This is a genomic window from Burkholderia sp. BCC1985, assembly GCF_905339915.1.
GTDB lineage: Bacteria > Pseudomonadota > Gammaproteobacteria > Burkholderiales > Burkholderiaceae > Burkholderia.
The window spans coordinates 164,600-184,016 of sequence record NZ_CAJPGY010000009.1; the positions used below are offsets into that span (position 1 = coordinate 164,600).

14 protein-coding genes are annotated in these 19,417 nt (G+C 69.8%); 5 read left to right on the top strand and 9 right to left on the bottom strand.

Annotated features, from left to right (window positions below; genetic code table 11):
- Window positions 1-41: 41 nt before the first annotated feature.
- The 7 genes from U4Z31_RS11875 to U4Z31_RS11905 all read right to left on the bottom strand — a co-directional run bounded on the left by U4Z31_RS11875 (window position 42) and on the right by U4Z31_RS11905 (window position 9,573).
- Window positions 42-1,436 carry an efflux transporter outer membrane subunit gene (locus U4Z31_RS11875; protein WP_321810438.1) on the bottom strand — a complete coding sequence of 465 codons (1,395 nt, stop codon included), beginning with the start codon at window positions 1,434-1,436 and terminating at the stop codon, window positions 42-44.
- Complete coding sequence (locus tag U4Z31_RS11880) at window positions 1,433-4,624, bottom strand: multidrug efflux RND transporter permease subunit (protein WP_321810439.1); 3,192 nt, start codon at window positions 4,622-4,624, stop codon at window positions 1,433-1,435. Before U4Z31_RS11880 ends, U4Z31_RS11875 begins: the two co-directional genes overlap by 4 nt.
- Window positions 4,621-5,856, bottom strand: coding sequence for an efflux RND transporter periplasmic adaptor subunit (locus tag U4Z31_RS11885; RefSeq protein WP_321810440.1), 1,236 nt, complete (start codon window positions 5,854-5,856; stop codon window positions 4,621-4,623). Before U4Z31_RS11885 ends, U4Z31_RS11880 begins: the two co-directional genes overlap by 4 nt.
- A 280-nt stretch (window positions 5,857-6,136) precedes the next feature.
- Window positions 6,137-6,493: a DUF4148 domain-containing protein gene (locus tag U4Z31_RS11890; RefSeq protein ID WP_321810441.1), complete on the bottom strand. Its 357-nt coding sequence runs from the start codon at window positions 6,491-6,493 to the stop codon at window positions 6,137-6,139.
- 173 nt (window positions 6,494-6,666) lie between these two features.
- The gene (locus U4Z31_RS11895; protein ID WP_321810442.1) at window positions 6,667-7,809 is read right to left on the bottom strand and encodes an FAD binding domain-containing protein; all 1,143 of its coding nucleotides are present in this window, start codon (window positions 7,807-7,809) and stop codon (window positions 6,667-6,669) included.
- A 37-nt stretch (window positions 7,810-7,846) separates the two neighbouring features.
- Complete coding sequence (locus tag U4Z31_RS11900; RefSeq protein ID WP_321810443.1) at window positions 7,847-8,722, bottom strand: alpha/beta hydrolase; 876 nt, start codon at window positions 8,720-8,722, stop codon at window positions 7,847-7,849.
- A gap of 131 nt (window positions 8,723-8,853) precedes the next feature.
- Complete coding sequence (locus tag U4Z31_RS11905; protein ID WP_044847096.1) at window positions 8,854-9,573, bottom strand: TetR/AcrR family transcriptional regulator; 720 nt, start codon at window positions 9,571-9,573, stop codon at window positions 8,854-8,856.
- Between the two features lie 362 nt (window positions 9,574-9,935).
- Here U4Z31_RS11905 and U4Z31_RS11910 point away from each other — a divergent pair, with 362 nt between their 5' ends.
- From U4Z31_RS11910 to U4Z31_RS11920, 3 genes are read left to right on the top strand one after another with little or no spacing between them, the layout of a single operon-like run.
- Complete coding sequence (locus U4Z31_RS11910; RefSeq protein WP_044847097.1) at window positions 9,936-10,667, top strand: YoaK family protein; 732 nt, start codon at window positions 9,936-9,938, stop codon at window positions 10,665-10,667.
- 48 nt (window positions 10,668-10,715) lie between these two features.
- Complete coding sequence (locus U4Z31_RS11915) at window positions 10,716-11,657, top strand: glyoxalase (protein WP_321810444.1); 942 nt, start codon at window positions 10,716-10,718, stop codon at window positions 11,655-11,657.
- 14 nt (window positions 11,658-11,671) lie between these two features.
- Entirely contained in the window at window positions 11,672-13,126 is a 1,455-nt protein-coding gene (locus U4Z31_RS11920) for an alginate export family protein (RefSeq protein WP_321810445.1), read from the top strand.
- Between the two features lie 28 nt (window positions 13,127-13,154).
- Here the strand turns inward: U4Z31_RS11920 and U4Z31_RS11925 are convergent, their stop codons facing one another.
- Window positions 13,155-14,060 carry a LysR family transcriptional regulator gene (locus U4Z31_RS11925; RefSeq protein WP_321810446.1) on the bottom strand — a complete coding sequence of 302 codons (906 nt, stop codon included), beginning with the start codon at window positions 14,058-14,060 and terminating at the stop codon, window positions 13,155-13,157.
- A 118-nt stretch (window positions 14,061-14,178) separates the two neighbouring features.
- On the opposite strand from U4Z31_RS11925, the gene U4Z31_RS11930 reads away from it, so the two are divergent.
- Complete coding sequence (locus U4Z31_RS11930) at window positions 14,179-14,829, top strand: DsbA family oxidoreductase (RefSeq protein WP_321810447.1); 651 nt, start codon at window positions 14,179-14,181, stop codon at window positions 14,827-14,829.
- Between the two features lie 303 nt (window positions 14,830-15,132).
- Here the strand turns inward: U4Z31_RS11930 and U4Z31_RS11935 are convergent, their stop codons facing one another.
- Window positions 15,133-16,041, bottom strand: coding sequence for an AraC family transcriptional regulator (locus U4Z31_RS11935; RefSeq protein ID WP_321810448.1), 909 nt, complete (start codon window positions 16,039-16,041; stop codon window positions 15,133-15,135).
- 397 nt (window positions 16,042-16,438) lie between these two features.
- Here U4Z31_RS11935 and U4Z31_RS11940 point away from each other — a divergent pair, with 397 nt between their 5' ends.
- Entirely contained in the window at window positions 16,439-19,330 is a 2,892-nt protein-coding gene (locus U4Z31_RS11940) for an ATP-binding protein (RefSeq protein ID WP_321810473.1), read from the top strand.
- The last annotated feature ends 87 nt before the right edge of the window (window positions 19,331-19,417 follow it).

Consider the following 19,417-nt stretch of genomic DNA (forward strand, 5'->3'; position numbering starts at 1 on the left):
CGCGACCGATGCGCCGCACCAGCCGCATCGCACCAACCCGCCTACTGCCCGAGCGCGGTCATCAGCCTGACCTGCGCGAGCATCTCGTCGGTGCGCGCCTGTGCGAGCGAATCCTCGGCCGCGAGCAGCGAGCGCTGCACCTCCAGCGTGTCGATGAACGCCGATTCGCCGCTGCGCCACGACCGGTTGATCTGCGCATAGGCATCGCGCGCATTCGACGCCGCGCGTTCGAGGCGCTCGGTCCGGCTGTGATCGCGGGCGGTCGCGGCCAGCGACGTTTCGACGTCGCTGACCGCGCCGAGCACGGCGGAGCGATAGGCGGCGACGGCCTGATCGGCCTGCGCGCGTCGCAACGCGACGATGCTGCGGCGCCGTCCGCCGTCGAACAGCGGCGCGCTCGCGCCGGCGCCGGCCATCCAGGCGAGCGAACGCGCGAGCGTCGCGCCGGAGAAGCCGTCGACGGCCGCGCCGATCACGCCGATCAGCTGCAGGTGCGGCCTGAGATCGGCTTCGGCCACGCCGATGCGCGCATACGCGGCGACGACCCTCGCTTCGGCGGCGCGCACGTCGGGCCGGCGGCGCAGCAGGTCGGCCGGCGTGCCGATGCCCGGCGCCGCTGCCGTCCACACCGGCCCCGGCGCGGGCGGATCGAGTTGCGCATAGACGTCCTGCGGCGTCGCCGCGGTGATGATCGACAAGCGGTGAATCGCGGCCTGCCGCTGCAACTGCAGCGCGGGCAACTCGGCGAGCGTGGTTTCCGCCTGCGCGGCCGCACGGTCGACGTCGGCGATCGGCACGACGCCCGCGTCGAACAGGCGCCGCGTCGATGCCTCGGTGCCGCGCTGACTCTCTGCGTTCGCCTCGACCAGCGCGAGCCGCTGCTCGAGTCCCCGCACCGTCACGTAGGTGCGCACGGTTTCGTCGATCGTCGCGATCCGCACGGCCGCCGCGTCGTTCTGCGCGGACGCGATGTCGGCGTCGGCGGCCGACACGCCCTGGCGGATGCGCCCGAAGATGTCGATTTCCCACGCGACGCTCGCATTCAGGTCGAACGCATTGCCGGTCGTCGGCGTATCGGTCGGGAACGCCTGCGACGCGGACAGCCGCCGACGGCCGGCGCCCGCATTCAGATCGAGCGACGGGAACCACTGCGACGCGGCGCCGATCCGTACCGCGCGCGCCGCGTCGATGCGCGCGACCGCCGCCTTCAGGTCGAGGTTGTTGGCGAGCGCGCGATCGACCAGCCGGTCGAGAACCGGATCGTGAAAGCCGTGCCACCACGCGTCGGTCGCGGCGGCAGGGCCGGCGGCGACGAGATCCGCGTTCGCGTAGGTCGCGGCGAGCGGCGGCGGGGCGACGGTAGCGACCGGTGCGCTCGTGCACGCGGTCAGGACGGCCGCCGCGGACAGCGCGGCCACGAGTCGGATGAATTTCATTGCACCACCTCCGCGGCCGCCGCCGCAACGCCGGATTTGCGCGTCGCGAGCCGGCGGACCAGCACATAGAACACGGGCGTGAACAGCAGCCCGAAGAACGTCACGCCGATCATCCCGAAGAACACGGCTGCGCCGACCGCTTGGCGCATTTCCGCGCCGGCGCCTTCGGAGATCACGAGCGGCAGCACGCCGAGAATGAACGCGAGCGACGTCATCACGATCGGGCGCAGCCGCTGCACGCACGCGTCGACCACCGCGTCGACCAGCTCCGTGCCGTCGGCCTCGAGCTGCCGCGCGACCTCGACGATCAGGATCGCGTTCTTCGCGGCGAGCCCGACCAGCACGATGAAGCCGATCTGCGTGAGGATGTTCACGTCCTGGCCGAGCGCGCGCACGCCGAGCGACGCGGCCAGCAGGCACATCGGCACGATCAGCAGGATCGACACCGGCAGGCTCCAGCTGCCGTACTGCGCGGCGAGCACCAGATAGACGAGCAGCACGCACAGCGGGAACACGAGCAGCCCCGTGTTGCCGGCCGTGGTCTGCTGGTACGACAAGTCGGTCCATTCGAACGAGATGCCCGGCGGCAGCACCTGCTTCGCGAGCGTCTCCATCGTCTTGATCGCAAAACCGGAACCGAGGCCGGGTGCGGTATCGCCGTTGATCTCGGTGGCCGGATACAGGTTGTAGCGCGGTGCGCGATCGACGCCGAGCGTGTCGTCGATGCGCGTGACGCTGCCGATCGGCACCATGTCGCCGTCGCGGTTGCGCACCTTCAGGCGCCCGAGGTCGGAGGCCGTCACGCGGAACGGCAGGTCGGCCTGCGCGGTGACGCGATAGGTGCGCCCGACGATGTTGAAGTCGTTGATGTAGGTCGAGCCGAAATACGTTTCGACCGCATCGTTGATCTCCTGGCTCGGCACGCCGAGCATCTCCGCCTTCTCGCGATCGAGCTCGACGTGAACCTGCGGACTCGTCGCCGAGTAGGGCGTATAGACGCCGACCATGCCGGGCGTGCGGTTCGCGGCTTCGACGAGATCCTGCGTCGCCTTTGCGAGCGCGGCCGTGCCGAGGCCGTTGCGGTCTTCGAGCCGCATCGCGAAGCCGCCCGTGCTGCCGAGGCCCTGCACCGGCGGCGGCATCGCGACGACGATCGACGCTTCGGTGATGCCCGCGAGGCGCTTGCGCAGCTCGGCCGCGATCGTGTCGATGGTGAGGCCCTGCGCCTTGCGTTCGGGCCAGGGCTTGAACACCGGGAACAGGCCGGCGCTGTTCGCCGAATTCGTGCCGGTGGCCGCGTTGACGCCGGAGAACACCGGCACGCGCGCGACGCCCGGCACCGACAGCGCGATGTCCTCGATCTTGCGCGCGACCGCGCTCGTGCGTTCGAGCGTCGCGCCGTCGGGCGTGCGCACCAGCACCACCAGGTAGCCGCGATCCTGCGCGGGAATGAAGCCCTTCGGGCTCGATACCAGCAGATAGCCGGTCGCCGCGATCAGCACGACGTACAGCACGCTCATCGCGGGGATGATCCGCACGAGCTTCCTGACCAGCGCGCCGTAGGCGTCCGACACGCGCTGGAACACGCGGTTGAATGCATCCGCGAAACGTTGCACCGCGCGCGTGAGCGGCGCGAGCAGCGCGGCCGTGCGCGACGTCGACGCCGGCGCATCGTGCGCGGGGTCGTGCGCCTTCAGCATCGTCGCGGACAGCGCGGGCGCGAGCGTGACCGACGTGAAGAACGAGATCGCGGTCGACACGGCGATCGTCACGCCAAACTGGCGGAAGAACTGGCCGGAGATGCCCGGAATGAACGAGGTCGGCACGAACACCGCGCACAGCACCAGCGTGATCGCGAACAGCGCGCCGCCGACTTCCTTCATCGTCAGCAGCGTCGCATCGCGCGGCGCGGCGCCGGCCGCCAGGTGCCGCTCGACGTTCTCGACCACGACGATCGCGTTGTCGACGACGATCCCCACCGCGAGCACGAGGCCGAACAGCGTCAGGTTGTTGATCGAGTAGCCGAGCACGGCCATCGCCGCGAACGTGCCGACCAGCGACACCGGGATCGACAGGATCGGGATGATCGACGGCCGCCAGCCCTGCAGGAACAGCAGCACGACGAACACCACGAGCACGACGGCCTCGTAGATGGTCTTCACGAGTTCGTGGATGCTGTCGCCGATGAACGCGGTCGGGTTGTAGCCGATGTTGTAGACGATGCCCTTCGGGAACGCCTTGCCGAGCTCGGTCATCTTCTTCTCGACCGCGTCCATCGTCGCGACCGCGTTCGCGCCGGGCTGCTGCAGCACCTGCAGCGCGATGGTCGGGTGACGCAGCATGTAGCTGTCGGTCGCGTACGCGAGCGCGCCGACCTCGATGCGCGCGACGTCCTTCAGCCGCACGAGACGCCCGTCCTGCCCCTGCTTGACGACGATGTCGCTGAAATCCTCGGGCCGCTTCAGGCGCCCTTCGAAGATCAGGTTCGGCTGGAACGCCTGGTTCGTGATCGGCGCCTGCGCGACCACGCCGCCCGCGAGCTGCGTGTTCTGCGCGCGCACCGCGGCGATGAGGTCGCGCGGGCTCAGGCCGAACGACGCGACGCGCTCCGGGTCGAGCCAGATGCGCATCGAGTATTCGCGCGCGCCGAGCGGGTTGATGTCGCCGACGCCGTCGATCCGCTTCAGCACGTCGGCGACGTTGCTGATCGCGTAGTTCGACACGTACAGCGGATCGTAGCGCTGGTCGGGCGAGTAGATGAAGATCGTGCCGAGCTGCGTCGGCGACGACTTGCGGACCGACACGCCGCTGCGCTGCACGGGCTCGGGCAGGCGCGGCGTCGCGAGCGCGACGCGGTTCTGCACCAGCACCTGCGCCTTGTCGACGTCGGTGCCGGGCTTGAACGTCGCGGTGATGTTCAGGCTGCCGTCGGAGGTCGCCTGGCTGTACATGTACAGCATGTCCTCGACGCCGTTCACTTCCAGCTCGATCGGTGTCGAGACGGTTTGCGACACGGTTTCCGCGGACGCACCCGGGTAGCTCGCCTGGATCACGACGGTCGGCGGCGCGATGTCCGGATACTCGGACACCGCGAGCGAGAAATAGGCCAGCGCGCCGGCGATGGTCAGCACGATCGACAGGACGATCGCGAGCACCGGCTGCTGGACGGACAGGCGGCCGAGGTTCATTGCGCGCTCCCGGTCGCGGTGCTGGACGCAGCGGTTGCGTTCGCAACTTTTTCGGAATTCGTCGCATTCGCCATCTGCGCCGCATCGATCGCGCGCGGCACCGCGTTGACCTGATCGCCGGCCTGCACGCGCTGGAAGCCGTCGACGATCACGCGGTCGCCGGCCTTCAGCCCGGCATCGATTTCGCGCAGGTTGCCGAACAGGCGGCCGGGCGTCACCGGGCGCACCGACACGGTGCCGTTCGCGTCGACGAAATACAGCACGCGGCGCGTCGCGTCGGTCGCGACGGCCGAATCCGGCACGAGCAGCGCCGCGTGTGCGACGCGGCTCGACAGCGACACGCGGCCGAACTGGCCGGGGCTCAGGCGTCCGTCCGGATTCGCGACGCGCGCGCGCTGGCGTAGCGTGCCGGTCGAGTTGTCTAGGCGGTTGTCGACGAAATCCATCGTGCCCGACAGCGACGGCTTCGCGTCGCCCGGCAGCGCGATCGCCACCTGTCGCGACGACGCGCTGCCGCCATGTTGCGCGGCTTCGCGCGTGTAGCGCAGGTAGCTTTCCTCGTCGACGTCGAAGTAGATGTCGATCGGGTCCTGCGACACGATCGTCGTCAGCACCGTGGCTTCGCTGTCGCCGCCCTTCACGAGGTTGCCCTCGCTGACGCGCTTGCGGCTGATGCGCCCCGACATCGGCGCGACGATGCGCGTGAACGACAGGTCGAGCCGCGCGCGTTCGAGCGCGCCTTGCGCGCTCGTCACGTCGGCCTGCGCGCTTTGCACGGCCTGGCGGCGCTGGTCGTACAGGCTCTGCGCGATGGTGTCGGTCTTGATCAGGACGCTGGCCCGCTCGAAATCCTGCCGGCTCAGCTTCAGTTGCGACTGCGCGCGCTCGAGCGTGCCTTGCGCGGCCGTCACCGCCGCCTGGTACGGGCGCGGATCGATGACGAAGAGCAGGTCGCCTTTTTTCACGGTCGCGCCGTCCTGGAACGCGACGCGTTCGAGATAGCCGCTCACGCGCGGGCGCACGTCGACCGTGTCGACCGCTTCGAAACGGCCCGTGTAGACGTCGACGTCGTTCACGTTGCGCGCGACGGGCGCGCTGACGATCACGTTCGGCTTCGGGGCCGGCGCGGTGTCGTCCGACCGGCAGCCCGTCAACGCGAGCAATGCGGCGAGCGGAAGGGCGGCCAGCACGGCCGGTCGCGCGAAGCGCTTCAATCCTGGGTAGCTGTTCATGTTGTTCGGGGTATCGAATGACGCGCACGGCGCCGGATGGTGCGCAGTATCGTGCGTGGCGAGCGATGGATAAACGGACGCGGCGTCATAAGAACTTGTACTGCGCAGTCACGAATCGCGCGGTGCGGCGACGATGCGCGCGGCAGGGGCGTGATGCGGGAAGCGGCGCGACGACGCGCGGCCCGAATGCCGGTTCAGGCGATTCGGGCTGGCGATGCGGAGGGGATGGACGAGCGGGGGCGCGTGGCGGGCAAGGTGCTCGCGCGCGCGTCGATGCCGCTCAATGACCGCGATAGATCGCGTCGCGGCCGTTGGTCGTCAGTGCGCGGCCGGATGCGCTGGTGCCGGTGCCTTCGCTGCCGTAGCCGGTCGTGTCGGCTGCCGGTGCGGTGTTCGGAGCCGCGTTCGATGCCGCTTGCGCGACGGCGTTTTCACGCACCCGCTTTTCGGCGGCGAGGATCGCGACCGGATACTGGTTGTGGTCCAGTGCCGGCGTATAGCCAACGGCCGCGAGGCGGGCCATTTCGGCCTTCACTTCGGCGCGGGTCAGCGGGCGGTCATGCTGCTGCGCGAACGAAACGGCCGGCGTGGCGATGATCAGTGCGGCAAGCGTGGAAGAAACGAGCGTTTTCATCATGGGTACCTATCGGGTCGAGTGAACCGCAACCACGTCGTCGTCGTTGCGAGTGCTGTCAATATAGGTATCCCGACGCCGCGGAAAAACGGGCCGCCGGCGAAATCATTTTTGACCTGGAATCACGAATCGGCGGTCGATGCAAACGATCGAGCCCGCACACGGCGGCCGGCCGGTCACGCGCGTCCCATGATCCGCGTGCCGAGCGAGATGCCGAGCGCGGACAGCGACGCATTGGCCGCGAGCTGAGCAGCCTCCCAGCGCGACAGCGCGGCGTCGAACGCGTTGGCGGGCACGCCGCCGCGCAGCGCCTCGGCAAGACCGACCGCGTTCTCCGCCGCTTTCGCGACACCGGCGGCCGTATGCGGCCGCACGAGGCAGGCCGCGTCGCCGAGCAGCACGGCGCGGCCGAACGCCATGCGCTCGACCGCGAGATCGAGGATCGCTTGGGCGAACGGCGCCTGTGTCGCGTCGACGAGCGCGGCGAGCGTCGGTGCGAGCATCCGGCGGCCGGCGTTCACGAGTTCGAGCCGGTTGTCGTCGCGCATCGCGCCGGGCGGCAGCGAGCCGTCGCGCTGCGTGCCGTCCTGGCCGAGAAACAGCGACGGCAGGCGATCCTGCGCGAGCCGCCGGTACCAGACCCAGTTCACGCGCCGCTTGCCGGGCGCGATCGCGCCGTCGCGGCCGGGCACCAGATAGGTCAGGAACAGATGGGCGTCGCCTTGCTGGAACGTGAAGCGGTCGCGCAGCACCTGCAGCACCGGGTCGGGAAGCAGGTGCTCGTCGACGAGCCCGCGCCACGCGACATACCCCGCGTATGCGGGCCGCGCATCGGGCAGCAGCTGCGCGCGCACGGCCGAGCGGCCGCCGTCGGCGCCGACCAGCAGGTCGGCCTGCTCGACGCGGCCGTCCGAGAAATGCGCGACCACGCGCGCGCCGTCCTGCTCGAACCGGTCGAACGCGACGCCGGCGTGCAGGACGTCGGCGGGCAGCGCGCGCTTCAGCGCCGTATAGATCACGTTCCATGCGGTCTGCGTCTGCGGCATGTAAAAGCGCTGCACGATCCGGTCGTGTTCGTCGACGTAGATCCGGTCGCCCGAATCGACGCCCGCATCGCGCGGCACCGGCACGCCGCCGAATGCGAACGCGCGCTCGATCGGCGGCTGCAGCACGATGCCGCCGCCGCGACTGTCGAGATCGTTCGGCGATTGCTCGAACACCTTGACGCGCCAACCGGCCGCACGCAGCGCGGTGGCCGTGAACAGTCCGCCCACCGATCCGCCGACGACGATCGCCGACGGGCCCGAAACATCGCTCATGATTGCTTTCCCCCGATGATTCGCCGCACGCGGCGGTTCAACCTTCCCAGTGCGCGAGGAAGTCGAGCAGCAACGCGTTCACGCGCTCCGGCTGCTCCTCCTGCGGCAGGTGCCCGCACTGCGCGATCGGCTCGGCGCGCAGGTTCGTCGCCATGCTTTCCCACACGGACTTCATGTCGAACAGCTTGCCGACCGCGTAGAAATCCTCGCCCCAGATGGCCATCGTCGGGCAGGCGATCGGGACGTCGGCGTCGACGAGATCCTGCTGCACGTCTTCCGCGTTCGCGCGGTAGTCGGCCAGCGCGCCGCGCACGGCGCCCGGGCGCCGGTACGCACGCACGTACGTGTCGAACGCGTCGCCGGAGATCGCGTGCGGGTTGTAGCACCAGTCGGCGAAGAAATGGCTCAGCCACTCGGCTTCCTTGCCGGCGATCAGTGCCTCGGGCAGGTCGGGCACCTGATGGAACAGGAAGAACCAGTACGCGCGCGCGGTTTGCGCGGTCATGTTCTGCGCGACGATGCGCGTCGGCACGTTGTCCATCACGACGAGCCGGTCGACGCGCTCGGGGAAGTCCTTCGAGAAGCGCGTCGCGACGCGCGCGCCGCGATCGTGGCCGACGAGCGCGATGCGGCCGATGCCGAGCGCATCGAGCAGGCCGGCGAGATCGCGCGCCATGTTGCGCTTGTCGTAGCCGGCGGCCGGCTTGTCGGTTTCGCCGTAGCCGCGCAGGTCGGGCGCGATCACGCGGTAGCGCCGCGCGAGCGCCGGGATCTGGAAGCGCCACGCGAAGCTGGTTTCCGGGAAGCCGTGCAGCAGCACGACGGCCGGCCCGCTGCCGGCATCGATGTAGTGCTGGCGGATGCCGTTCGCGGTGACGGTGTGATGCGTGATCGAAGGCGCGTCGTGGGTCATCGGGTGGTCCCTGTCCGGTTCGGTGTGCGCGCAGCCGGAGGCGGGCGCAGATGCCGTTCGAGGATAGGCGAAGCGATCGGCGCGCCGGATAAATTGTTCTGAAATCGTCTGGCGGCGCGCGCCGGCCCGGATTACGCGCGCCGGCGGCGCCGGCCGCCCGCGCCGGATGCGAGCTGCTTCAGCGTCGCGGGCGTGCCGTGGAGAAACGCATCGACCAGCCGTTCGATTTCGGTGTCGAGATCGTCGGGCACCGGCAGGCCATAGACCCACTTGCGGACGCCGAAATAGAAGATGCTCGCGTGCAGGCTCCAGACCAGTTCGATTTCCGCGTTGCGCTGTGCCTCGGTCGCCGGCGTCGCGATGTCGTACTCGTGCCGCAACTCGCGCAGCACCGGCAGGAACACGCGTTCGCGCAGCCGCGACAGGTAGCGCGTGTTGAAGCCCTCGCGGCTGAGCCCCGCGAAGATGAAGGTGCGGATCCATTCGCGCCGCAGGATGGTTTGCGCGTACGCGCGATAGAACGTGACGAGCCGTTCCTGCAGCGGGACCGTGCGGTCCGCGATCAGTTTTTCCCAGTCGGAGTTCCACGTGTAGATCTCGTCGTACACGCGGTCGATCAGCGCTTCCTTGCTCGGGAAGTACCGGTACAAGAGCGGCTGGGTGACGCCGATTTGCCGCGCGAGTTCGCGCGTGCTGCCGGAAAAGCCGTGCGTCGCGAAGTGCTCGATCGCCTTCTCGACGATTTGCCGCTCGCGCGCTTCCGGCGCGAGCCGGCGGCCCGGCGTGACGGCGTTGCCGTCGGCGTCCGTCCCGCGCTCGCGGGCCGGCGTGCTGCGTTTTCTTTCGGTCATGCATCGGCTCCTGATGGCGCACTTAAGCTATCGATCGAAAAATAACACGATCGGACCGTGCGGGCCGATCGCTGCGCCGAGGTCGCTGCGATGCGGGAGCGTTTGCCTAAGCGTACCGCGTCGCGTCGACCCCGCAGTCCGGCCGGGCGTCCGGGCGGCATATTCAGGAAAATTCAGGGCCGCCGCCATGACATTAAGACGTTCCTTAACTAGTCTTGCTTCCGAACCGCCGTTGGGACCGGACGCCAGTCGGCGCCCCCGGGCCGTTCGGCGTAACCGGAGCGGAACATGCGTTATCTGAACTCGCCGGACGCAGGCAGCACGTGCGCCGGCGCAACCGTCGCCATCCAGGAAGCCGGGCCATGCCGACGCAGCCGGTAACCGCGGCCGCGGCGCCCGACCACGTGCGCGGCGAAGACGTGTTTCTCGCGTCGATCGCCGGCTACGTCGACACGCTCGGCTTCGTCGCGCTGTTCGGCCTGTTCACCGCGCACGTCACCGGCAATTTCATCCTGATCGGCTCGGGGCTGGCCGGCGTCGGGCAAGGGCTCGTGATCAAGTGGCTCGCATTCCCGGCCTTCATCGCCGGCATCGTCGGCGCGCGCGTGCTCGACCACCGGATGCGTTCGCTCGGCCACGGCCCGCGCGCGCGTTCGCTGTATGCACTGCAGGCCGTGCTGCTGGCCGGGTTCATGCTGGCCGGCGTGATGGCGTCGCCGATCGCGGACGCCGACGCACCGCGCACGATCCTGTGCGGCCTGCTCGGCGCCGCGGCGATGGGCGTCCAGAACGCGCACGGCCGGCTGACGGCGCGCTCGGTCGTCGCCAACACGGTGATGACGGGCAACGTCACGCAGGCGGTGATCGATGCATTCGACTGGCTCGTGCCGCTCGCCGCGCCGGCCGAACGCGAAGCCGCGCGCGTGCGGCTGCGGCGCACGCTGCCGCCGGTCGCGGGCTTCGCGCTCGGGGCCGGCGCGGGGGCCGCGGCCTACGTGTCCGCCGCGTTCTGGGCGCTGGCGTTGCCGCTCGCGGCCTTGTGCTTCCTCGCCTATCGATCCGGCCGGCCCGACGACGGGCCGGCGTCACGCTGAATCCGCGCGCGGCGTATGGCCGCGCTTGTCATTTTCAAGGAGATTTCGATGATTGCACTGAAGTTGCGACAGGTATTGCGGATGATGGCCGCATCGACGGCCATGTTCGGCGCATTGCTGGCGAGCGCGCCGGCCCACGCGGACGAGACGCGCCTGCTCGATACCTCGTCAGGGAAGGTGCCGGCCGTCGCGGTCGGCCCGCAATACGACACGACGCACGTGTGCGTCGCGCCGGAAGACTTCGACCGCTTCACCGACAGCTTCGTCGCGACGTTCGGCGGCAAGAAGTCGCAACAGGGCGTGTTCCAGGTCACGCCGACGCCGAGCCAGACGATGTCGCAGCTCGTGCTGACGCCGGTCGGCACGATCTCGGTGTTCGGCTTCAAGACGCCGATCCCGTATCCGTTCTGCGAGGAGCGCACCGGCTATCTCGTCACCGACATGGACGTCGCGATGAAATCGGCGCGCGCGCACGGCGCGGACGTGGTCGTCGACACGTTCCCCGATCCGATCGGTCGCGACGCGATCATCCGCTGGCCGGGCGGCGTGAACATGCAGCTGTACTGGCACACCCAGGCGCCGCACTACGACCCGCTGCAGACGGTGCCGGAGAACCGCGTGTACGTGTCGCCGGAAAGCGCGAGCAAGCTGGTGCACGACTTCGTCGCGTTCTCGCGCGGCAAGGTCGTGTCCGACGTGCGCAAGGCGCCGGGCATCGAGATCGGCCGGCCGAACGACACGTATCGCCGCATCCGCATCGAGTCGGGCTTCGGCAAGATGACGGTGCTGGCGACCGACGGCCGTCTGCCGTATCCGTTCGGGCGCGAAATGACCGGCTACGAAGTGCCGGACCTCGCCGCCACGCTGGAGAAGGCCAAGGCCGCCGGCGTGACCGTGCTGGTGCCGCCCTTCACGTCGGACGGGCGCGATGCGGCGCTCGTGCAGTTCCCGGGCGGCTACGTCGCCGAGATCCACGCGCGGTCGAAGTAATGGCGCATCGGGCGATGAGGCGAGCGTGGCGGGGCGTGCTGCCGGCCGCTGTGCTGGCGGGCGGCGTCGCGACGTACGCCGGGACGGCGGCCGCCGCCGAGGACACCGCGGCGCCGGTGCCGGCGCCGACCTCGGCCGCCGGCACGACGTGCACCGCGAAGCGGCCCGCGGTGCTGTTCAACCGCTGGCAGGAAGACTGGTCGGTGCTTGCGAATCCGTGCGTGCCGCGCAAGCCGCTCGACGGGCTGAAGTACATCCCGCTCGGCGGCGACCCGTCGACCTACCTGTCGCTCGGCGCGAACCTGCGCGAGCGTTTCGAGCTGAACAACGCGCCGCTGTTCGGGCTCGGCGCCGCGCACGACGACAACTACGTGATCCAGCGCGCGACGGTGCATGCGGACCTGCGTTATGCCGGGAATTTCCAGGCGTTCGTCCAGTTCGTCGATGCGCGGCCGTTCGGCAAGGACACGGTCGGTACGGTGGACAAGGATCAGCTTGACATCGAGCAGGCGTTCGTCGCGTATGTCGATCAGCTGGGCGGCGGCACGTTCAAGGCGCGTGTCGGCCGGCAGGAGATGGCGTACGACCTGCAGCGGTTCGTGTCGGTGCGGGACGGCCCGAACGTGCGCCAGGCATTCGACGCGCTGTGGGCGGATTACGAAATCGGCAACTGGCGGCTGATCGGCTATGTGACGCGCCCGGTGCAATATCGCAACGACGCGGTGTTCGACGACGTGTCGAATCGGCACCTGCGCTTCGACGGCGTGCGGATCGAGCACAACGCCGTGGGCCCAGGCGAACTGTCGGCCTACTGGTCACGCTATACGCGCGACAACGCGCGCTATCTCGCCGGCGCCGGCACCGAGCGGCGCGACGTGTTCGACATGCGCTACGCGGGCAAGTCTTCCGGGTTCGACTGGGACGCCGAAGCGATGCTGCAGACCGGCCACATCGGCCAGGACACGATCGGCGCATGGGCGTTCGGCGCGCTCGGCGGCTACACGTTCGCGAAAGCGCCGGGCACGCCGCGCATCGGCATTCAGGTCGACGGCGCGTCGGGCGACAAGCATCCCGGCGACGGGCGCATGGGCACGTTCAATCCGCTGTTCCCGAACGGCTATTACTTCACGCTCGCCGGCTACACCGGCTACAGCAACCTGATCCATGTGAAGCCGTCGCTGACGTTCAAGCCGGCCAGCAACGTGACGGTGCTGACCGCGGTCGGTTTCCAGTGGCGCCAGACGACCGCCGACGCGATCTACGGGCAGGGGATGCAGGCGGTGCCCGGCACGGCCGGCAAGGGCGGCGCGCGCACGGGCATGTATGCGCAGGCGCGCGTCGACTGGCTCGTCAATGCGAACGTGGCGCTGGCGGTCGAGGCCGTGCATTTCCAGGTCGCCGATTCGATTCGCGCGCTCGGCGCGCGCAATGCCGACTACGTCGGCATGGAGGCGAAGTTCGGCTGGTAACGCGGCAATCCGCACCGCGTCGCGCGGCTCACGGCTGCGCGCGTGCCAGCGCCTCGACGAAATCGATGAACGCGGTGACGCGCTTCGAGCCGCGCTGATTCGGCAGGTACAGCGCGGTCACGACCGAGCGCGCCGCATCGGGTGTGACGTCGTACGCTTCGAACAGCCTGCGCAGGCGGCCCGACTGGACATCGGCATCGACGAGCCAGTCGGGCAGCAGCGCGATGCCGGCGCCGTCGAGCACGGCCTCGCGCAACACTTCACTGTGATTCGATTTCAGGCGCCCGGCGACCAGCACCCGCGTCGTGCCGCGCGCATCGGCGAACGACCACGCCTGCTGATCGCCGCCGAAGTGAAAGCGCACGCACGCGTGATCGACCAGTTCGCCCGGCGTTGCCGGCGTGCCGTGCGCGTCGAGATAGTCGTGGCTCGCGACGACATAGCGCTGGAACGTCGCGAGCTGCCGTGCGACGACCTCCGCGGAAGGCGCCGCTTCGCCGAGCCGGATCGCGACGTCGATCCGGCCGGCGACGAGATCGACGCGTTCGTCGGTGAGCTGCAGGTCGAGGTCGAGTTTCGGATGGCGCGCGAGGAAGGCCGCGACATGCGGCGCGATGCGGCGCACGCCGTACGCGACCGGCACCGACACGCGCAGCGGCCCGGACGGCTCGTCGCCGCGATCGGCGACGAGCGCGTCCGCTTCCGCGAGTTCCTCGAGCAGCCGCTTCGCGCGCGCGTAGTAGAGCGAGCCGGCATCCGACAGCGTGACCTGGCGCGTCGTGCGGTTCAGCAGCGCGGTGCCGAGCGATGCCTCGAGCGCATCCACCGCGCGCACCACCGACGAGGCCGCGAGATCGAGACGCCGTCCCGCGCTCGAGAAGCCGCCGGCTTCCGCCACTTCCACGAACGCGCGCAGCGCGGAGAATTTGTCCATGTCGTTGCCTCGTACGTCGGTGTCGTTGTGCGTGCCGCAACGATGCGTTGCGTGCCGTTCGCATTCTATCGTCGGTCGGCAAGCGCTATCTTCGGACTGCAATCAACAGGAGAGCGCAATGCATGCCGTCGAAGTCACTGTCACCTACGATCTCATCTGCCCGTGGTGCTGGATCGCCGAGCGCAGGCTCGCGGAGGCGATCGACGAAGCCGGGCCGGCCGGCTACGTGAGCGTCCGGTTCGTGCCGTTCGAACTGAATCCGACGATGCCGGCCGGCGGCATGGACCGCAAGGCGTACCGCAGCGCGAAGTTCGGCAGCTGGGCGCGCTCGCAGGCGCTCGACGCGCACGTGGCCGATGCCGGCCGCGCGGCGGGCCTCGTGTTCGATCACGCGCGCATCGCGCGCACGCCGAACACCCGGCTCGCGCACCGGCTCGTATGGTTCGCGCAGCAACGCGGCAGCGCGGTCGCGCTCGTCGATGCGCTGTTCGCCGCGTATTTCCGCGACGGCCGCGATATCGGCGACGCGGACGTGCTCGTCGAGATCGCGATCGGCGCCGGCTTGCCGGGCGATACGGTGCGGGCGTTCCTCGCATCCGGCGAAGGGCTCGACGCGGTGATCGCGCTCGAGGCCGACGCGGTGCGCGCAGGCATCGCGTCGGTGCCGTCGACGCGCATCGGATCCACCGTCGTCAGCGGCGCGCAGCCGACCGCCGTGTTTCGCGGCGCGTTGCTGGCCGCGCAGCGCGCGCATGACGCGGTAGCCTGAAGCGGTAGCCTGAAGCGGTGCCTTGAAGCGGTGCCCTGAAGCCCGGCCGGTGCCGTTCCGGCCCGGCTTCAGAACGTTTCATGTCCGCCTCAGGACAAGGGCGCGAGCGGCCGGTAGGCTCGATGTCGCGCGTACAGGCCCGGCCGACTGTCGGATCGGCAAGCATCGCGCGACGTCGACACGCAACCGGGGGATCGGACATGAACTCACTGAAGCGGCGCATGCGCGCGCTGCGCGCGGGCGGCGTGCCGGTCAACTACGACGCGACGCCGCTGCGCTGACCGAATGACGTGCGCGACGGTGTCAGCGCGTCATGCCGCGCCGCCATGCGCCGGGCGGATGGCCGACGATGCGCGCGAAGATGCGGTTCAGGTGGCTCTGGTCGGCGAAACCGCAGACGGCCGCGATTTCCGCGAGCGTCATGTCGGTCGTCTCGATCAGATGGCGGGCCCGGATCACGCGCTGCTCGAGCAGCCACTGATGCGGCGTGCGCCCCGTCGTGCGCGAGAACGCGCGGATGAAATAGCCGCGCGACAGATCGCATTCGCTCGCGACTTCCTCGATCGATACGCCGAGGTTCGCCTTTTCCAGCAGCAGTTCCTTCGCGAGCGCCGTCTTGGCCGGCGACAGCAGGCCCTTGCGCTGCAGGTCGCGCGCCTGCGCATTGCCGTAGCGGCTGGCGAGATGCGCGCCGATCGCGACCCCCATCTGCTCGACGAACAGCGTGTTCAGCGCGCCCGGCACGTCGAGGCTGTCGGCGACCGCGTGCGCGAGATGGCCGAGCACCGGGTCCTGCACGTCGGGCGCGCAGGTCAGGCCACCGATCGCCGTGCCGTCGTGTTCGCGGCCGAGGCGGTCGAGATAGCTGTGCGACAGCTCGATCAGCACGAAATCGAACTTGCCGTACAGGTCGGCGCGGAAATTCCGGGAAAAGTCGCGAATATAGATCGAGTCGTGCTGGAACCGCCGCTCGGATTTGCCGGCGCCGCCGTAGATCGTGCGCCGGTGGCCGTCGTTCAGCGACACGCCGATCAGGAAGCCGCGATCGCTCGCGGCCATCTCGATGCGCTCGAAGTGTTCGTCGCGCATGCATTTGCGGTGGAGCGTCAGGCCGCCGACCGACCGGTCGATATCCTTGGACAACAGGCTCGACACGCATCCGAGCGTATCTTTCGGCACCGCCGCGGGCACTGCGGCGAAAGGATCTGACATGACGGAACGTCCTTCAATGGGGTACGGCATACGAGCAGTTTTACGTGCAAGTTTATACGGCACACACATCCGGCTCAGCATAACTTGAATAAATGTCCGCTTGCTGACGAAAAAATCGCCGTGCGGCCGAGCGCCGGCGCCGACGCTCGACCCGCTGGCGGAAGCGACAGGTCGAACGATATCGCCCCATTTATATCCGCGCGGCCCGCGTATCCGCCACGGGCCGAGGCGGGGGGCGCCAGTGCATTTTCGTTCAAGATTTTTATTGATATGGCGTTTAGACTCGGGCCACTTTTTGAGACTCTGCGCCCGCCTGCCGTGCAGGCCGGCGCGGACTCCCCGCCCCGGTGAACCGCGTGTTCACATGGCGGTCATCGTGGGGAACCTGGAGGCGGCCATGATCCAGATCGGGAATTTGTCGGTGGATTTCGAGCAGCGCGACATACGCGACCACGGTGCGTCGTTGCGTATCGGCGCGCGTGCGCTCGACATACTGGAAGTATTGCATCGCGCGAACGGCTCCCTCGTCTCGAAGGACGACATCATGGACGCGGTGTGGCCGGGCCTGATCGTCGAGGAGAACCGGCTGCAGGTGCACGTCGCGACGTTGCGCAAGGCGCTGGGCCCGAACCGCGACCTGATCAAGACGGTGCCGGGCCGCGGCTACCTGCTGATCGCGCACCCGCCGGTCGCGCATGCGGTGGCGCCGCGCGCGTCCGAGGTTGCGCCCGAAGCGGCCGCGGCACCCCATCCGGCGCCGCTCGTCGGGCGTCAGACCGAGATCGGGCAGATCGTCGACATGCTCGAGCGGGCATCGGTCGTCACGCTGGTCGGCGCGGGCGGCATCGGCAAGACGAGCCTGGCCGAGCGCGTCGCGCATGAACTGCGCGGCCGCGCCGGCGAGCGCGTGCTGTTCGTGGAACTGGCGCGCGCGGCGACGCGCGACGACGTGCTGCGCGCGATCGGCGCGGAACTCGGGCTCGACGCGGATGGCGTGCCGGCCGTCGAACGGATCGGCGAGGCCTTCGCCGCGTCGCGCGGCCTGCTCGTGCTCGACAATGCCGAGCACGTCGTCGACCTGGCGGCCGACCTCGTCGAAACGCTGACGTCGCACGCCGCGCCGCTGCGCGTGCTCGTGACGAGCCGCGAGCCGCTTCATATCTCGGTCGAGGCCGTGTTTCGCGTGAGTCCGCTGGCGGTGCCGGACGCCGATGCCGGCGTCGACGAGATCGTGCGCCATTCGGCCGTCGAGCTGTTCCTCGCGCGGGTTCGCGCGGCCACGCCCGATTGCGCGGTCGATGCGGCCGGCATGCGGCTGATCGGCGACATCTGCCGGCGCCTCGACGGGCTGCCGCTCGCGATCGAGCTGGCCGCCGCGCGGGTCGCGACGCTCGGGCTCGAGGTCGTCGCGGCGCGTCTCGACGACCGGCTGAACCTGCTGACGGGCGGGCTGCGCTCGGCGTTGCCGCGCCATCAGACGCTGCGCGCCACGTTCGACTGGAGCTACGTGCTGCTGGATGCGGCCGCGCGGTCGCTGTTTCGCCGGATGGCCTGCTTCGTCGGCCCGTTTACGTTCGATGCCGCGCGTGATGTCGCGATGGACCCGGGCATGCCGTCTGCCGAAATGATCGCGCTGCTCGGCGAACTGGTCGCGAAGTCGCTGGTGACCGTCGAGTTCAACGGCGCGCAGGCGCGCTACCGGCTGACCGAATCCACCCGCGCGTACGCGCTCGAAAAACTGCGCAACGAAGGCGAGTTCGACACGGTCGCCGCACGTCATGCGCGCTACGAACGCGAGCAGGCGGAGGCCGCGATGGCGGCCCAGGCCCAGGCCGCGCATGCGGCCAGCCTGGGTGTCGGCGCGGGCATCGCGCCGCTACGCGAACTCGCCGCGGCCGGGCCGCCGGCCGCGGAAATCGACGCGCTGGCGCATGCGTTGCTCGAGCCGGCGCGCATGCGCGAAAGTTCGATCCCGGCGAGACGCGCGCTCGACGCGCTCGATGCCGGCGCCCACGGCGCCGTCGACGCGGCACGCGAGATGCGCCTGCGCGCGGCCTATGCGGCGGCGCTGCTGCATACCGACGGCGATACGCACACGGCCGCCGCGACGTGGGACAGGACGCTCGGTCTCGCGGGCCGGATCGGCGACGAGGCGTTCGACGCGCGCGCGCTGGTCGGGCTGTGGAACACGATGCTGACGCGCTCCGACATTCATGAATCGCTGCGCTACGCGACGCGCTTCGAGCGGGCCGCGGAGCGGCGCGGTGACCGGCCGCAGCGGCTGCTGGCGGACGCGATGGTCGCGACCTCGCTGCATTACTTCGGCGAGCATGCGCAGGCGCGCGAGCGGCTGGAGGCGGCGACGGCCGAGCTGGCCGTCGCCGGCGAGCCGCCCTGTGCGCAGGCGGCGCTGGGCATCGACGTCGCGACGCTCGGCCGGACGATGCTGACGCGGCTCGTCTGGCTGCAGGGCGATGCGGAATATGCGATGCGGCAGGCCGCGCAGGCGGTCGAATGCGCGCGCCGCAGCGGCTCGGCGCCGGCATTGTGCGTGGTGCTCGGCGCCGCGGCCGTGCCGATGGCGTTGTCCTACGGCGATCACGACGCGATTTCCGATTATCTGGCGACGCTGCGCTCGACCGCCGATGCGCACGGGTTCGACATCTGGCGCAGCCACGCCGAGTGTCTCGCCGGGCAGTTCGACATGCAGGCCGGCCATCCCGGCGCCGGGCTCGCACGGCTCGAGCCCGCGCTGCGGCGCATCGAAGCGAGCGGCTTCCGGCGCCTGCTCGCGCCGCTGGTCGTCGCCTACGCGGAAGGGTTGACGCGCACGGGCCGCGCGGCCGACGCGTGCACGAAGCTCGACGCGACGCTCGCGCGCTGCCGCGCGCACGGCGAGCATCTGTTCGTGCCGGAACTGCTGCGCGCGCGGGGGCTGGCGATGCTCGAACAGGCCCGCACCGCCGATCCGGATCTCGCGATCGCGTGCGAAGCCGACGGGCACCGTCACCTGCTGATGGCGATTCATGCGGCGAACGGCCAGGGTGCCGCGATGTGGGCGCTGCGCGCGACGCTGGACCTGGCCGATCACCTGATCGAGCGCGGGCGCACCGCGCAGGCGTCGTCGCTGGTGGCCGACCTGTCGGGGCATGTCGACCCGCAATCGCGGGCGTTCGACGTGCGCCGCCTGGCGCGCCTGCAGAACTTCGTTCGCCCGGAGACGGCTGCGTCGACGGGCCTGACGCGCAAGCGACGCGAGGCGGCGGATGCGATGCAGTCGGCGGCGTAACGGCGTGCCGGGCCCGCGCCGGGCGCCGTCGCGTCCGCGCGCCGCGGCGCGGCGGCCTGATCGTGCAATGTTCAAGGGGGAAGGGAT

Bases quoted from the DNA above. Each gene is read 5' to 3' on its own strand.
- U4Z31_RS11935 (WP_321810448.1), bottom strand. From the start codon at position 16,041: ATGTCAGATCCTTTCGCCGCAGTGCCCGCGGCGGTGCCGAAAGATACG.
- U4Z31_RS11910 (WP_044847097.1), top strand. From the start codon at position 9,936: ATGCCGACGCAGCCGGTAACCGCGGCCGCGGCGCCCGACCACGTGCGC.
- U4Z31_RS11905 (WP_044847096.1), bottom strand. From the start codon at position 9,573: ATGACCGAAAGAAAACGCAGCACGCCGGCCCGCGAGCGCGGGACGGAC.
- U4Z31_RS11900 (WP_321810443.1), bottom strand. From the start codon at position 8,722: ATGACCCACGACGCGCCTTCGATCACGCATCACACCGTCACCGCGAAC.
- U4Z31_RS11940 (WP_321810473.1), top strand. From the start codon at position 16,439: ATGATCCAGATCGGGAATTTGTCGGTGGATTTCGAGCAGCGCGACATA.
- U4Z31_RS11895 (WP_321810442.1), bottom strand. From the start codon at position 7,809: ATGAGCGATGTTTCGGGCCCGTCGGCGATCGTCGTCGGCGGATCGGTG.
- U4Z31_RS11890 (WP_321810441.1), bottom strand. From the start codon at position 6,493: ATGATGAAAACGCTCGTTTCTTCCACGCTTGCCGCACTGATCATCGCC.
- U4Z31_RS11880 (WP_321810439.1), bottom strand. From the start codon at position 4,624: ATGAACCTCGGCCGCCTGTCCGTCCAGCAGCCGGTGCTCGCGATCGTC.
- U4Z31_RS11885 (WP_321810440.1), bottom strand. From the start codon at position 5,856: ATGAACAGCTACCCAGGATTGAAGCGCTTCGCGCGACCGGCCGTGCTG.
- U4Z31_RS11925 (WP_321810446.1), bottom strand. From the start codon at position 14,060: ATGGACAAATTCTCCGCGCTGCGCGCGTTCGTGGAAGTGGCGGAAGCC.
- U4Z31_RS11930 (WP_321810447.1), top strand. From the start codon at position 14,179: ATGCATGCCGTCGAAGTCACTGTCACCTACGATCTCATCTGCCCGTGG.
- U4Z31_RS11920 (WP_321810445.1), top strand. From the start codon at position 11,672: ATGAGGCGAGCGTGGCGGGGCGTGCTGCCGGCCGCTGTGCTGGCGGGC.
- U4Z31_RS11915 (WP_321810444.1), top strand. From the start codon at position 10,716: ATGATTGCACTGAAGTTGCGACAGGTATTGCGGATGATGGCCGCATCG.
- U4Z31_RS11875 (WP_321810438.1), bottom strand. From the start codon at position 1,436: ATGAAATTCATCCGACTCGTGGCCGCGCTGTCCGCGGCGGCCGTCCTG.